The following is a 16407-nucleotide window of genomic DNA, read 5'->3' on the forward strand; positions in this document are numbered from 1 at the left end:
TTATTTTCCTTTTTCTAATTTACACATATAAAATCCATCACTGTCATAAACATACGGTAAAATCTTCTTTTCTTCAATTATCTTCATATCTGGATATTTATCAAGAAATTGTTTTATCATTTGTTCATTTTCTTTTTTATTGATTGTACACGTACTATAGACCATTTTACCATTTTTCTTCAATAAATAGTAGGCATTGTCTAACAATTTTGCTTGTAAAGGAATGATTGTATCCATTGCACCAGAATCATGATATTTAATCTCCGGTTTACGTTTCATTACTCCTAAACCGCTGCAAGGTGCATCAAGCAAAATTTTATCAAATGATTCTTCTGAATATTTTTCTTTCAACAAAGTGGCATCCCCAACATGCAGTTCTACATTATTAACACCTAAGCGTTTTAGATTAGCTTCAACTAGCTTGATTTTATGTTCAAATAAATCATATGCAATTATTTTACCCTGATTATTCATAATAGCTGCTAAATGTGTAGTTTTACTTCCTGGAGCACAACACATATCAAGAACGAGATCCGTTGGCTGAGGATCCAGCAACGGAGCAATCAACTGGCTTGACTCGTCTTGAATAGTGACTAACCCGTTTTTAAAATAATCAGTGTTAGCAATATTTCCTGCTCTGTACAAGAGTCCATCGGGAGAAAGATTCCCTGCTTCAAAATTTTCATCAGTTAATAATTGAGCCTTTGTAGTCTTTAAAATATTGACCCTCGCTGCTCTGGTTGGTGGTGTATTATCATGCTGACAAATCTTTTTGGCTATATTTAAATCATACTGTTTACTTAACATCTTAACTATCCATAAGGGATGGCTTGTTTCAATAGAAATTCTTTTCAATTCATCCTTCTCATCAATCTCACATTTTCCATTACGTAAAAAATTTCTTAAAATAGCATTAACAAATTTCCCCGCAAAATTATCACGTTTCTTTGCTAAACGGACAGCTTCATCAATTACAGCATAATCCGGAACCTTATCTAAGAAAATTAATTGATACAATGACATCAATAAAATCATTTTCTCACGATTTTTAATTTTTTTCCCTTGAATATATGGCGCCAATTGATATTCAAGATATAACTTATTTTGAATCGTTCCATATACAATTCGTGTAGCCAAATCTTTATCATTTCTAGATAATAAGCTTTTTTCTAAATAGTCATTTAAAGTAATATTTAAATAACTTTGCTCATTTTGGTATTTTATTAATACATCTAATGCAGTCGTTCTTGCCATAAATAGTCCTTCCTATATTTGATTATATGGATTAAAGTCACAAACCACATGAACTTTATTTCCTTTTTTATTATAAAAATCACTCATCTTTTCTAATACTGGATATAATTGTTTACTATTTGTAAATTTAATCATAATACGTTTACGATAAATATCCTGCATCCGATAGATCAAACTATTTGCCGGACCAAGAATTGCCATTTTATCAAGTTGTTTTTGTAAATACTTTTTTATTTGCACCGCACTTTGATTAACAACTTCTTCATCTTTTCCTTGTATTAAAATGCTCACTAAATGAACATATGGAGGGTAAGCTGCTAATTTTCGTGTTTTCATTTCTTCCTGATAAAAACGAAGATAGTCGTGATTCTTGACACATTGTAACACAAAATGCTCAGGATTGTATGTCTGAATCATTACTGTACCTTCTTTTTGACCACGTCCACTTCGTCCTGAAACCTGTTCAAGCAGTTGAAAAGTTCGCTCATTAGCACGAAAATCAGGGATATTTAAACTTATATCAGCATTTAAAACACCAACAAAAGTAACATTTTCAAAATCTAATCCTTTTGCTATCATCTGTGTTCCTAATAGAATATTACCCTCTTTGCGAGCAAACTTATCTAATAATTTTTGATGCCCATCCTTTTGTTTAGTTGTATCAACGTCATAACGTATCACTTTTGCACCATCAAATATAGTCTCCAGCTGTTCCTCTACTTTTTGTGTTCCTGTTCCAACTAATTTTAATCGTTCACTTGAACAATGTGGACAAAGACGCGGCATTTCAATTTGATGTTCACAATAATGACAACGTAATTTGTGATCCGCCTTATGATATGTTAAGGTTACATCACAATGAGGACATTTAATTACTTCACCACAATCAAGGCAACGAACATATGTTGCATAACCACGTTTATTTAATAGAAGAATTACTTGTTCATCATGATCCAGGCAGGTTTGAATTTGTTCCTTCATCGCTTTTGAAAAAAGTGAATAATTTTTATTTCTAATTTCATCAGCCATATCGATCAATTCAATCTTTGGTAAGGGAAACTGATTGATCCGCTTTGGTAGCTCGTATAGATCATAAATTCCTTTTTGTCCTCGACTATAAGATTCTAGTGACGGTGTAGCACTACCAAGAATAACGGGACAGTTATGGTATTGCCCCCGAATTCGAGCAATCTGAGTCGTTTGATACCGTGGCTTGCTTTCCTGTTTATAACTAGGATCATGTTCTTCATCTAAAATAATCAATCCTATTTTTTCCAAAGGCGCAAATACCGCACTTCGAGCACCAACAACGATCTTAACTTCACTATTCAAAATTCGCCGATACTCATCATAACGCTCACCAGCAGATAATTTTGAATGTAAAATTGCTACCTCTTTCCCAAATTTGTGTTTAAAAGCATTGACCATCATCGGTGTTAAAGAAATCTCCGGTACTAACATTAAGACAGTTTTATTATTTCTAATCACATATTTAGATAAATGTAGATACACTTCGGTTTTTCCAGAACCAGTCACACCATGAATTAAAGCAGTATGATAAGTATCAATTTTGCTCATGATTCCATTGACTACTTTTTGTTGATCAACAGTTAAAGAAAACTCATGTTCCTCTTTTTGATCATCTAAATAAGGGTCACGATATAATTCCTGTTCGATTATTACCGTTACCCTCTGTTCAATTAACTTGTCAAGCAGTCCACGGCTATAAGGAAATGCTTTTAGTGGCGTGTCGGGATGTGTTTTTAAATATTGATACGCTTCTTGTTGTTTAACAGTTTTAAGAGTAGCATCTTCATTAATAACTTTAATTACCTTTTGATACTTAATTCCAACACTTTTATTTGTACTTGGTTTTAATTGAGGTGGCAACATTGCTTGAAGACAGCTAATTCGTGGTGACAAAGTTAATTTTGCTAATGTCAAAGACAGCTCTTGTAATTCTTGATTTAATAAGGGGCGCTCATCAATAACTTCACTAATATAGCGATATTTAAATCCTGCTGCTGTTTCTAATTCCTCTTTTGTTGAATTGCTATAACGACATCCCGTTACATATCCGATTATTCGTTGATATCCAAACGCAATTGTCACTCTAACCCCACTAGCAATTTCAGTATTTGCTAAATAATCAAAAGTAGTGTCAAGAGCATGGGTTGGATGTTCTACTAATACTTGTACAATATACACCATCATCATCTCCAATTTGTTTCTATTCTACCACATCTACAAGATAAAATAAAAGAGTCGATTAACTCTTATATCTTTATAGCAAAGTATCTAATTGCTCTCCCACGTTTTTTATTTTTGGATGATCTATCATCTTACCACAAACATCTGTTCTAGCGAAAAATTAGCGAGTAACACCGCTGGTAATAAAGTGCAAATTAAACTAGCCTGATGACACTAAAAGCTTTTATTGATGATTCATCAAGATAGATATTAAGATCATGTTTCAACACATAATCATGATAACCATCAAAAACAGTTGCATGAGTTAATACATACTTCATTGCATTCACTCTCTTTTAAAAAAAGGAATCTTTGCGATTCCTAGACACGATAAATATAATTATCTTTTCGCGGTTTAGCTTCTGGTTTCGGTTCTTTACCATAACCTAAAATACAATTACCGATTCCTACATACTTTTCATCAATGCCCCACTGCTTTAACAATTCTTTTCCCTCAGTACTCATAAAAACTTCTTTGGCACGATGAATCCAGCAAGAATCTACGCCAACTGCATTGGCTGCATTTAAAAGATTCCCCATTACTAACGCACCATCTTCTAAATATGTTCCAATCGTTGAATCCCCTAAAACGACTACCACTGTTGGTGCTCCATAAAAAGGATCGTTTTCACTATCCATTATTGCCGCATTCAATTTTGATAGCCGCTTAATTATCTCAGGATTTTGAATAACTACCATAATTGCAGATTGACGTCCCATTCCTGAGGCTGCATATGTTCCAGCCGTCAAAATTTCATTCAATTGTTCTTCGCTAATTTGCTCTTTTTGGAAGCTTCGAACACTTCGACGTGTAATTAAATTATTGATTGTTTCATTCATTATACTATCCCCCTTTTTATAAGGATATTATATCACAGACTTAATGAATATTAAGATATAGATAATTGTTTTTAAGAAAAATACTCTATATAATTTAGATAAAAGGGGGGCTGTTTATGTGTAAAAAACTATCAATAATTTTACTATGCCTGCTTATGATAACAGGATGCTCTAAAGACAAGCCAATTTTATATAGCAATCTTGGTAATCAAGCCAGTCAAAATAAACTTACTAATATTTTAAATGAAGCTGATCTCCCCAAAGAGAATATTAAACAATTCTTTTCCTATGTTAATACCTTTAATCAGCACGCTACACCCTTAATTGGTGATTTTGAAACTTTAGAAAGAGAACAACCAGATTACCAATATTTTAAATATAATAGCCCAGTTGAAATAAGTGATCAAAACGATTCTAATTCACTAATTCCTTCATTTATCTTAATAAAAAACCTAATTTATACTAATAATACCGGTCACGCAGATGACTCATATATTATGTTTAATTTAAATTTAATTGATACTATTGATCAGTATTCAATGAGCCAAGAAGATCGTTTAAAATTCATTACTACTTTTAACAGCATTTCTGTTACCGGCATAAAAAATAATGAAATTTCTCATATCAATCAAATTGAAAAAACATTTAGTGATCGTGACTTTAGCGTAAAACAAAACCAAAAAGCATCATTGATTACCTTGTGGCTTCACTCTTCCGCAGATAACCGTCGCTTTGTTAGCCACTGTGGTGTTTTAATTGATAGCAATGACGGTTTATATTTTATTGAAAAATACGGTTGTTTTTATCCTTATCAGGTGACAAAATTTAATAGCCGAAGTGAATTAAAAACGTATTTATTAACTCGAAACGATCTCAAAGGAGATGAAAATGACGGTTTGCCACTCGTTTTTGAAAATAATAAATATCTGAATAAATAATTAATAATATCCTTTGAATAAATTGTAATACATTTTTATATTAGTTCCTAGATGCAGAACCACGACTTTAATCCAACAGTATGATTTCGGTGCTGAAGCACTGACCATGGCATAATCTAATTTGAATTTCCGAGCATAATGATCTGCCTTTCGTAAATGCCAGCTATTTGTAACAACTAGAGCATTTTTCAATCCATTTATCTGCATTATATCGCGGCTATACATCAAATTATGATATGTACTTCGAGATTGTCCCTCGATAAGGATATCTTCTTTTTTTACCCCTAAACTAATTGCATATGAAGCCATTATTTTCGCTTCCTGATATTCATTTTTAACTGCCCCACCAGATAAGATTAAAAATTTAATCTTATCTTTTTTATATAAAGTAACACCCATTTCAACCCGTGATTTCATAATTGTTGATGGCTCACCATCGATATTAGCAGGATAACCACAAATAATCGCACAATCATATTTTTTATAACGCTGTTTTTTATATGGTTTTTTAAATACTAATAAAAATGCTAGTAGATTCAATATTCCAAATCCAATTATTACTCGTTTGACCATTTTATTACCTCATTATTTTACATTTCCCGGGAAATTGTAACAAAAGGGCCTAATGGCCCCGATGTTTCGCTTTACGTTTTTGCTGTTTCAATACAAATAGATGCTCTTTTTCAGCCGTTCGCTGCTCACGACGAATAATTTTATTCTTTGCCTTATTTTGCTCATATTGTCGTTTCAACGCTTGCATCGATTTAGTACCTGTTTGTAAGTTCATAGATTGTTTTCTAATCATCCGTTGTAATCGCTTAGGATTTTTTGGTTTATCTTTATGTTTCGCTTTGAACTCAGCAACAAAATTAAGTTTATGGTAATTATTTAAAAAATAAACATATATCTCACCATCACTTGGCTCTTGACCGAACACAACTCGTTCAACGTAACACTTATCTCCATTTGTTAAATAAAATACTCCAATCCAAAACGGATCATCAAATAAAACATTTAATTCCAAACCAACATCCAACATATCGCTATCCTCCTTGAAATTTACTTCTAAGAACGGACAACCTCAGGAGGGCAGGTTACTGATGCAAAATGCACAACTTGACTACCAACAAGTTCGTGTTTTTATCTTAGCAACCATATTATAACTTATTTTTCAGATTTATTTAAGAGGAAAGCTATTCCTGCTAACCCTAAACCTAATGCGATTATAATAAATAAATTAATACTTACATCATTATTCAAATAAAAATATACTTTTAAATCATCATATAGTCCCATCAAAACTGCAATAATTAATAAAAAAGCTAGTAAAAATGGCACTTTTAGCCGTCCATCATTTTTTTTCATAAAATCAAACACTTTAGCATCAAATACTTTAAATGCATCTAACAACATGTATATTCCCAAAATAGCTAATAACACAATAATGTCGGTTGGGCAAAAAATTAAATCAAGTCCTAATTTACCTTCTAACCCTTGTGCCAAATATAAAATTAAAACCATTCCTGGATAAAAAATATACGCAAACACCTTAAAATACTCTTTAAACTTTTCCATTTTTCCTCCTACTAAAAATCAGGGATATTTACCCCTGATTTGTTTGATGATTTTTTATAATTTCAGCAATTTTATCTTTTGCTGCCATAACGTCATCATTTTCCACTACATATTTATATTCATCTTTAGTCGCAATTTCTTTTCTTGCTTTTGATAAACGTTGTTGGACAATCTCTTCTTCCTCTGTACGACGTCCACGAATTCGTCGTTCGAGTTCTTCTAAGCTAGGTGGTACTAAAAAGATTGTTGTTGCATCTGGACATTTTTCCATTACTTGAAGGGCCCCTTGAACTTCAATTTCTAAAACAACATTTTTACCTTCATTTAATAATTGATCAACGTAATCTTTGGGTGTTCCGTAATAATTACCGACAAACTGCGCCCACTCTAATAACTTTCCTTCTTCAATTTTACTTTTAAATTCTTCTTCTTCAACAAAAAAATAATCAATTCCATCTCTTTCATTTGGACGTGGTTTTCTTGTTGTCATCGAAATCGAATAAGCAAGATTTAAACTATCGTCTTTGAATAATTCTTCTCTTACTGTTCCTTTACCAACGCCACTAGGCCCACTAAGAATTATCAACATTCCTTTTTGCACTGTCTACACCCCTTTTTTTTGATAAGTTCATCATACAAAATACGTCTTATATTGTCAATTGTTTTCAAACTATATAATGTCAATTATTTTTAATCTATGTTATACTTACAACGGTGATAAAAAATGGCATATGATGGAATAATGATGCATCAAGTAATTGATGACTTAAACAAAACAATAACTGGTGGTAGAATCAACAAAATCTACCAAATCTCAAAATATGAATTATTGATTCAAGTTCGTAATAATCGAACTAATTACAAGCTGCTGCTCTCCTGCCATCCAATGTACGCAAGAATTCAGCTGACTAATTTAGACTATCCTACTCCGGAAAGTCCGAATCCTTTAACAATGTTATTTCGTAAACATCTTGAGGGTGGTTATATCAAAAAAATTGAACAAATCGAATTAGATCGAATTTGTCATTTTCTTTTTGGCTGTCATAACGAATTTGGTGATTACGTTGAATACCATTGTTATATTGAAATTATGGGTAAACATTCTAATATTATTCTTTGCAATCAAGATAAAAAAATTCTTGATTGTTTAAAACGAATTACCCCTAACATTAATAGTGAACGTTTTGTACAACCAGGGGCAATGTACCAATTGCCACCAATGAATCAAAATAAAGTTGATCCTTTCACTAGTGATTTTATTGAAAACAATAATCTAACAAAAATATATCAAGGGATGTCTCCAATACTATCTAAAGAAATTCTTTATCGTCATGATAATGGTATAGATTTTAAAGAGATTATGGATGAAATAAAAAATAGCGATACCCTTTATATAAGTAGAGTTGATGAAAAAGAATATTTTCATTTAATTCCATTAACTCATCTAAATCAGCAGGCACAGTCTTATTCATTATTCGATGGTCTGGATAAACATTTTAATTTAATCGATCAAAAAGAACGTATAAAACAACAAACATCAAATCTTTTGAAATTTATTAATAATGAATATCAAAAAAATGTTACTAAACTTGCAAAATTAGAATCAACTCTAGAAGATTCGAACAATAGTGATGAATATCGAATCATTGGCGATCTTTTATACTCAAACTTACATTTATTAAAAAAAGGAATGCGTCATGTTGAACTAGATAATTACTATGATGGTTCTAAGATTATGGTTGATTTAGATGAGAAACTTGATCCTAAAAGTAATGCTCAAAAATATTATAACAAGTATCAAAAGGCAAAAAATTCAATCAATGTTCTGCATGAGCAGATTGATTTAACCAAAAAAGAAATTGAATATTTTGACACTCTTTTAACACTAATGGATAATGCTTCATACTATGATGCCCTAGAAATAAAAGAAGAATTAGAAAATCTAGGATATTTAAAAAAGAAAAAGAAAACTAATACGATCCGTAAAAATAAAAAACCTTCTTTTGAGACATATTATACTAAAGATGGTATTGAAATATGTATTGGGAAGAATAACCTTCAAAATGATTATCTAACTTTTAAACATGCTCATCGCTATGATACCTGGTTTCATGTTAAAGATATGCCTGGTAGTCATGTTGTCGTTAAAGGTGATCAATTAGATGAATATACGATTCGATTAGCTAGTAATATCGCTGCCTATTATTCAAAAGGGAAAAACAGTAGTAGTGTTCCTGTCAATTATACTTTAATAAAAACATTGAAAAAGCCTCATGGCGCTAAACCTGGGCAAGTAATCTTAGATAATTATAAAACTATTTATATTGATCCTGATCAACATTGCCTCGATGAATTACAAAAAAAATAGATGCCTGGGCATCTATCTTTTTTAGCGGTTACATCCACATCCGCTTCCTCCGTTATTAGCGTTGTTATACATTCCATTAATAACAGAGTCACCTGTGTTATTAGCTGCGTTAAATCCTGTACCTGCTCCGTTAAATGGAGTAGCGTTAGCAGCACTTGCGAATGGATTTCCATTACTTTGAGTCATGAAAGTACGTTCATAACGTGGATAATAACGTGGGTAATAAACGATATTATTAATATGGCGACATTCGATTGGGCAAATAATTGGTTGTTCAACATATTGATTAGAGCAGCTTGTACAAACTTTTCTTGGTGCAACGATTGGAGTAGCACGGCAGCAGTTCATTCCACTGTTACATCCTCCACATCCGCAGCTGTTGTTACAACCACATCCTGAGTTACAAAACATCATTTCCACCTCCTTTAATATACTATATGTTCGATTAAATTTGGTGCTAAGGCAAATTACACAGAAAGGTCTAAATTATGAAATTAATCAAATGGAATACTGTTGAAAACATTGAAGCATATACAATTACTAAAGAATTAGGCGATATGTCTTATAATAACGAGGACAAACAATTGATTCTCAATAATCGTAAACAATTAGCCAAACTTTTAAAAACTGATTTAGAGCACATGGTGGCACCACATCAAACACACTCAGCCAACTTTAAAGAAGTATCTCTTAAAGACGGTGGCAGAGGTATGTACTGCCAAGATGATGCCTTTAACAATACTGATGCTCTTTATACAAAAGATACTGATCTCTTTTTATTATCATTTCATGCAGATTGTACCCCAGTGTTACTATATTGTCCTAAAACAAAAATAATTGCTGCAATTCATTCTGGTTGGCTAGGAACAACTAAACAAATTGTTTCAAAAGTCACAAAACATCTAATTGAAAATGAACATTGTGATCCTAAAGAGATGCTTGCCTATATTGGACCATGCATCTGCCAAGATTGTCTTGAGGTAATGGATAATGTCATCGACTTAGTTAAACAAATGGATTTCGATACTACTCCGTACTATAAACAAACAGATACTACACATTATTTGCTTGATAACAAAGGTCTAAACCGACAAATGTTATTAAATTTAGGTTTATTGAAAAAAAATATTACTGTTTCGCCATATTGTACTGTTGAAAATGACAAGTTATTTTATAGCTATCGTAAATATAAAGATAGTGGCAGAAATATCACAATCATAAAAAGACAAGCTTAAAGGACTATAACAAATAAAGATTTTCAATCTTTGATATGTTCCCTTCTAGATGACAAGTTTTTATTATTTTATTTGTCTACCTAGGAGGAAGCATATCACTCTAGGCGTTATAGCCCTTTTTATTTATTAAATCAGTTTTTTCTACTTTAATTGTTAATATTTATTTTTTAGTAATTAAATTTTCCATAAAATTACATAAATTGGTTATAAATCAGTTACAAAATCACATTTTAACTACATTAACTTATCTTTTTACTTGTTAATTTTTTTATATGTTTCTCGATGAATGATATAATAAAAGTAATATATATAAACGATAATTGAGGTGATTTTGTCGATGAATGAAAATTTTAATTCAGCATTCTACAAGAAGATTCTTGATCAAATTAACTCTAATATCTATGTCACCGATGTTGAAACTGATGAAATTGTATATATGAACGATTATATGAAAAATACGTTTCAAGTCTCTAACACCGAAGGAAAGAAATGCTGGCAGATTTTACAATCTGGAATGAACAAAAGATGTGAGTTTTGTAAAATCAAACAACTTCAAGAATCTAATTCACAAAAAATTTGTGTATGGTATGAAAAGAACACGATAACAGAAAAAACATATTTAAATCATGATACTTTAGAACTTTGGGATAACAAACTTTATCATATCCAAAATTCGATTGACGTTACTGAACAACTACAGTTATCTGTAGAAGCAACAATTGATGAATTAACAGGTATTTTTAATCGAAATGCCGGTAAAAAACGAATTGAAGAACTATTAACTGCTGAATATCTTAACGAAGACTTTGTTGTAGTTTTATATGACATGAACGGTTTAAAATGGGTTAATGATACTTATGGACATCTTGAAGGCGATCGCCTATTAATATTTGTTGCCCAAAATATAAAAAAGCGTTTGAAAGAGCCAAACTTTATCTTTCGCCTTAGTGGTGATGAATTTATAATTGTTTTTTTAGATACTACTGTTAAAGGTGTAGAAGTTTGGATGGATAATATTCTTTTAACTTTAAATCAAGAAAGAATCAAAGAAAACATTGATTATGATACCTCTTTTAGTTATGGAATTGCTAATATCCATGTAGATGAAAATTTAACTGTTTCTGATGTATTATCTATTGCTGATTCACAAATGTATATCCAAAAACGAGATTATCATATTCTTATGAATAAAAAAAGGCTAACAAATTCACAACCTAAGTATAATTCTATTCCTTTATTTGAATATAATCGTGATCATCTTTTTGAAAGTTTATCAGAAACAATTGATGACTACTTATTTGTTGGAAATTTAAAGACAAGTAAATTCATGTACTCACGTCAGATGATGATAGATTTTCGTTTGCCAAATCAAATTCTTGATAATGCTGCAGCATTTTGGGGAGAAAAAATTCATCCTGATGATAAAGCAGGATTTTTAAGAAGTAATCAAGAAATTGCTGATGGCAGAGCTGAACAGCATACAATTTATTATCGTGCAAAAGATGCCTCTAACCGTTGGATTCCCTTGCTTTGTAAAGGAAAAATGATTAGAGATAAAAATGGTAATCCAGATTTATTTGCTGGAACAATTCGTAATTTAGATAAAAATAGAGAACAAGCTTCTCTAGAGCCAAATTCTTTAGATACTTATTTAGATACTTCGTATTATATTTATGAGAAAAATCAAAGCAATAAAAATAATTTTCTTTTTCAAAAAAGCTTTTACTTTGTAAACATATTTGATCAGCAAAATGATTTAAAAACAAAAACTGACTTACTTGATTTTGTAAATAAAAATATCCCGGGAGGAATACTAGCTGTCCAAGCGCACTCTGGCTTTCCACTCTATTGCTTTAATCAAGCCATTTTAGAATATACCCAATATTCTTATGAAGAATTATGTCAAATAACAAATGGAAAATTTTCAAATATTATCTATGAAAAAGATCGTCAATTTGTTGAAAGAGAAATTTTCCAACAGCTTGAAAGAAATGACATTTATGAAATTCGTTATCGCATAGTTTGCCACGGAGGCCATTTGCTTTGGGTATATGAAAGAGGAAAATACGTTATCGATGGGCATGGTCAAAAACTAATTTTGTCTTTTTTTGTTGATATTTCCCATGAAATGAATAATGAACAAGAACTACGTTTCATTAATGAAAATAGCCTTGACGGAGTTTTTAAAGCTGCATTAATTGAACATTTTCCAATTTTATATGCTAATGACGGATATTATCGAATACATGGGTATACCAAAAAACAATTTCACCATGATTTAAATGATTGTGCTGAAAATCTCATTTATGAATCAGATAAAGCAAGAATAAGAGCCCAAATAACGGATTTAATTAAAAATAATCAGTCACAAGCTATTCTTGAATATCGAATTAAAAAACGAGACAATTCAATTGCCTGGATTCATATTAGTGCCAGCTTTACTTCGCTGCTTGATCAAACAATTATTATGATTGGAATGGTCATGGATATTACTAAACGAAAAAAACTAGAAGATAAGTTATATCGCTCACAGCAGTTGTTTAAAGTTGCACAAACTAAAACCGGCTTAAATATTTGGGAGTTTGATATTCAAAACAAACAAGTAATTGGCAATCCCGATTCTGCAGTAATCCGCAGCTATCAAAATCTTACTGCCAATATCCCAGAAAGCATAATTGCACAAGGGTTGATCCATCCTCAAAGCATTAATGAACTTAAGAATTTATATCAACGCTTAGAAAAAGGAGCTGCTCCCCTTTCTGCTACAATCAGGGTCAAACAAAAAGATGCGAAAGATAAATATCTTTGGGAAAAAATAACATATACTATTGTCCAGCATATTGATGAAAAACCAGCATGGGCAATTGGCATATCAGAAGATGTTACAGAACAAAAAGAAATTGAGACAAGAATCTATAATGAAGAAAGTTTAAGGAAAGTTTTGAATGAAGATATTATATTAAACATCCGTTTAAATTTTTCTCGTGATTTTATCGAAGATATTTCTTTACATTCCAATGAACAGTATGAAAAACAGCTCTCTGATTACACATACGATGATATTTATAAATATTTATTACAGACTATTGCTAATGAGGATGATCAAAAAAAATTTGAGAAAAAATATTCTAAAAATCAAATTAATGACTATATCCGTACTTTTACCGATATTCCAACTTTTGAATTTAGGCAGAAATATTTAAATGGAATGATATTATGGGTATCCTTAAATATGAAAACAACTATTTCTCCTCAAAATAACGATGTAATATTATTTATTTATACCAAAAATATTGATATCCAAAAAAGACGTGAATTAGCATTGCAAAATAAAGCAGAAATTGATGAGATGAGTGGCTTATATAATGAGTCTACTTCACAGCTAATGATTGAAACATTGCTGAAGAAAGAATATGATCCTAAGAAAGTCAATGCTTTTCTTTTGCTAGATATTGATAATTTTAAACAGATAAATCACAGTGGGAATTTCTTGTTCGGTGACCAAATCATTCGTCAAATGGGACAAATGATCAAGAAAAGTATTTCTTCCAGCTGTATTGCAGCACGAATCAATGGTGATACATTCTCTATTTTTTATCATAATGCTGAATCAAAAAAAGTTATCTATCAAGCAGCCTTACAACTTCAAAAAAAGCTTTCTAGTATTTATCATTTTCAAGATATTGAGACCCAGTTAACTCTCACCGGTGGTTTAATCTATCTATTTTCAGAAAATATGAGCTATAGTCAAATTCATCAATGCGCACTCCATGCCTTAGATACAGCTAAAAGACGCGGAAAAAACCAGATACTATCTTATCAAGAAATTGAAAAAGTTGAATTTAATTTCAAGATTGAAATGATTATTAACCCTAATGATTTTACAATTTTATCGATGAGCCCGACTGGACAAATCATATTTAATTGTATTTTCCCAGTTAAAAAGCCAATAAAATGTTATGAATTATTACATAATCGTAAATCACCGTGCCCATTTTGTTCTCAACAAATCGACTTTGAACAAACAAATATGCGTGAATGTTTTGTATCCAAAATCGATAAACTTATGTATGTTAAAGAACAGCTGTCTCATTATGAGGGCGATACTGTAAGAAAAATTGAAATGCAGGATATTCCCTTTAACTTAGCATATGAAAATCAGGATTCAGATTTACAACAATTTTTAGAAATAAGCTGGAAAAATATAGATAAAAATATTCAACGAGAAAATGCTTTTGATAATATTCTTAGACAATTAGGAACATTCTTTAATGCCCAAAATGTTCTCTTATTTCATCAAAGCGATAATCAACAAAAATTTTCTCTGACTTCAAAGTGGAATTATAATAATCAAATCTCTAATATTAAAAATACTCATTTCAGTAAGGAACACTTTGAAAATATTGTTAGTGCTGTCGCACCACAAAAATACTTTGTAATATTAGATAAAAACCATTTTTGTTATAAAAATATTACAGAACTATATTTTGAAAAGGGTGTACCACTACCATTATTATTTATCGGTATTTATAACAAAAACAAGCTTGTATCATGCTTGCTCGTGGAAACTGTTAAACAACATATTAACGCTTCAAAATCTATTGAGGTGATTGCTGATGTTATTTGTAAAATTACCACTATTTATAATTTGCAGACTAAATATACTTATGCCCTTACTCATGATCAAAAAACCGGTTTATCTAACTACGATTCTTATATTAAGACTATAAGAAATATAAATACTGATATTTATTCTACTTTTGGAATGATTGAAATAACTATCATTAATCTAAAAAAATATAATCAGCGGTATGGCATCGTCCAAGGTGATGAAATCTTACAGTTCATCGCACAAACAATTACTAAATTTTTTGATAAAAAATCATGTTATCGGATCAGTAATGCCCATTTTATAGTGCTTTGTCCAGATATTACGTATGAAAACTTCATTCATATATATGATACTTTTTACCAAGAGCTAATTGAATTTTATGATCAATGGATCATTTGTGAAAAAGTTTGGGAAAAGAATTCACTTGTGTTAGAAACAATGCAAGAGCAATTAGAGGAAAAAAAAAGACATGCTGTAAATAAAAAAATACACTCTAAGTTAGCTAAATCTGATCAGTCGATAGCAAAAATATTAGAGCGTTTAAATACTGCTTTTGTAAATGGAAAATTTTTAACCTTTTTACAACCTAAGGCTCATACTAAAACTAATCAAATTTGTGGTGCTGAAGCATTGATCAGATACAACGATCCTCAAAAAGGAATTATTCCACCAGGGCGTTTTCTTCCAGAAATAGAAAGAGCAGGATTAATTAGACATATAGATTTATTTATTCTAAAAGATGTCTGCCGAATTCTCAGTAACTGGTTAAAAACTACTTGGAAGCCTTTCCCAATTTCAATAAATTATTCTCGAGCAACTATTTTAGAACCTGGTATTTTAGAAGAAACTAATAAAATCGTTGAAAGCTATAATATTCCTAAAGAATTAATTGAAATAGAAGTTACTGAATCCATTGGATCAATTGATTCTGCTAGTTTAAAAAATATTGTTAATCAATTTTTAGCTGAAGGATATAAAATTGCTTTAGATGACTTCGGTGCTGAATATAGCAATATTTATATACTATACTCGCTGCACTTAAGCTCACTTAAACTTGATCGAAAGATCGTAAGCGATATTTATCATGATCACCGTGCTAAATTAGTAATCAAAAATATCATTAATACGTGTCAACAATTAGATATAACTTGTGTCGCTGAAGGAGTAGAAACTAAAGAACAGCTAAAAGTGTTAAAAGATTTATCTTGTGATGTTATTCAAGGCTATTATCTTAATAAGCCTTTATCTGAAGATGATTTCAAAAAGATTTCTGGCATCACTAACCCCCATTGACACTAAAACAAAGATAATCCTAAGATAGTTTTTTAGTTCTAA

General features: G+C 30.9%; 13 protein-coding genes. 4 read left to right on the forward strand and 9 right to left on the reverse strand.

Annotation, left to right across the window (positions count from 1 at the left end; translation table 11 throughout):
• The 4 genes from rsmB to KSU54_RS05525 form a co-directional block, all read right to left on the reverse strand.
• Positions 1-1254, reverse strand: coding sequence for a 16S rRNA (cytosine(967)-C(5))-methyltransferase RsmB (gene rsmB, locus KSU54_RS05515; RefSeq protein WP_003538453.1), 1254 nt, complete (start codon positions 1252-1254; stop codon positions 1-3).
• Positions 1255-1266: 12 nt separating this feature from the next.
• Positions 1267-3465, reverse strand: coding sequence for a replication restart helicase PriA (gene priA, locus KSU54_RS05520; protein ID WP_117792030.1), 2199 nt, complete (start codon positions 3463-3465; stop codon positions 1267-1269).
• A gap of 194 nt (positions 3466-3659) precedes the next feature.
• On the reverse strand, positions 3660-3785 hold the full coding sequence (locus tag KSU54_RS19125) for a hypothetical protein (protein ID WP_003538456.1): 126 nt from the start codon (positions 3783-3785) through the stop codon (positions 3660-3662).
• A 40-nt stretch (positions 3786-3825) separates the two neighbouring features.
• Positions 3826-4344, reverse strand: a complete 519-nt coding sequence (locus KSU54_RS05525) for a nitroreductase family protein (protein WP_008792074.1) — start codon at positions 4342-4344, stop codon at positions 3826-3828.
• Between the two features lie 116 nt (positions 4345-4460).
• Between KSU54_RS05525 and KSU54_RS05530 the strand changes: the two genes are divergently transcribed.
• On the forward strand, positions 4461-5282 hold the full coding sequence (locus KSU54_RS05530) for a DUF4300 family protein (RefSeq protein ID WP_009299607.1): 822 nt from the start codon (positions 4461-4463) through the stop codon (positions 5280-5282).
• Here KSU54_RS05530 and KSU54_RS05535 read toward each other — a convergent pair whose 3' ends face one another.
• The 4 genes from KSU54_RS05535 to gmk form a co-directional block, all read right to left on the reverse strand.
• Complete coding sequence (locus tag KSU54_RS05535; protein WP_003538461.1) at positions 5283-5855, reverse strand: YdcF family protein; 573 nt, start codon at positions 5853-5855, stop codon at positions 5283-5285.
• A 49-nt stretch (positions 5856-5904) separates the two neighbouring features.
• Positions 5905-6321: a YjdF family protein gene (locus KSU54_RS05540; protein ID WP_003538462.1), complete on the reverse strand. Its 417-nt coding sequence runs from the start codon at positions 6319-6321 to the stop codon at positions 5905-5907.
• A gap of 125 nt (positions 6322-6446) precedes the next feature.
• On the reverse strand, positions 6447-6857 hold the full coding sequence (locus tag KSU54_RS05545; RefSeq protein ID WP_003538465.1) for a hypothetical protein: 411 nt from the start codon (positions 6855-6857) through the stop codon (positions 6447-6449).
• 28 nt (positions 6858-6885) lie between these two features.
• Positions 6886-7458, reverse strand: coding sequence for a guanylate kinase (gene gmk / locus KSU54_RS05550; RefSeq protein ID WP_003538467.1), 573 nt, complete (start codon positions 7456-7458; stop codon positions 6886-6888).
• Positions 7459-7581: 123 nt separating this feature from the next.
• On the opposite strand from gmk, the gene KSU54_RS05555 reads away from it, so the two are divergent.
• Positions 7582-9225, forward strand: coding sequence for an Rqc2 family fibronectin-binding protein (locus tag KSU54_RS05555; RefSeq protein ID WP_003538474.1), 1644 nt, complete (start codon positions 7582-7584; stop codon positions 9223-9225).
• Between the two features lie 21 nt (positions 9226-9246).
• On the opposite strand, the gene KSU54_RS05560 is transcribed toward KSU54_RS05555, so the two are convergent.
• Positions 9247-9639 carry a hypothetical protein gene (locus KSU54_RS05560; RefSeq protein ID WP_009008800.1) on the reverse strand — a complete coding sequence of 131 codons (393 nt, stop codon included), beginning with the start codon at positions 9637-9639 and terminating at the stop codon, positions 9247-9249.
• A gap of 74 nt (positions 9640-9713) precedes the next feature.
• On the opposite strand from KSU54_RS05560, the gene pgeF reads away from it, so the two are divergent.
• Together pgeF and KSU54_RS05570 are read left to right on the forward strand one after the other, a co-directional pair.
• Positions 9714-10460, forward strand: a complete 747-nt coding sequence (pgeF, locus tag KSU54_RS05565) for a peptidoglycan editing factor PgeF (protein ID WP_003538479.1) — start codon at positions 9714-9716, stop codon at positions 10458-10460.
• A gap of 337 nt (positions 10461-10797) precedes the next feature.
• Positions 10798-16365: a diguanylate cyclase domain-containing protein gene (locus KSU54_RS05570; RefSeq protein WP_117798483.1), complete on the forward strand. Its 5568-nt coding sequence runs from the start codon at positions 10798-10800 to the stop codon at positions 16363-16365.
• Positions 16366-16407: the final 42 nt, after the last annotated feature.

It is taken from the genome of Erysipelatoclostridium sp. MSK.23.31 (genome assembly GCF_019125875.1).
Taxonomy (GTDB): domain Bacteria; phylum Bacillota_I; class Bacilli_A; order Erysipelotrichales; family Coprobacillaceae; genus Thomasclavelia; species Thomasclavelia ramosa.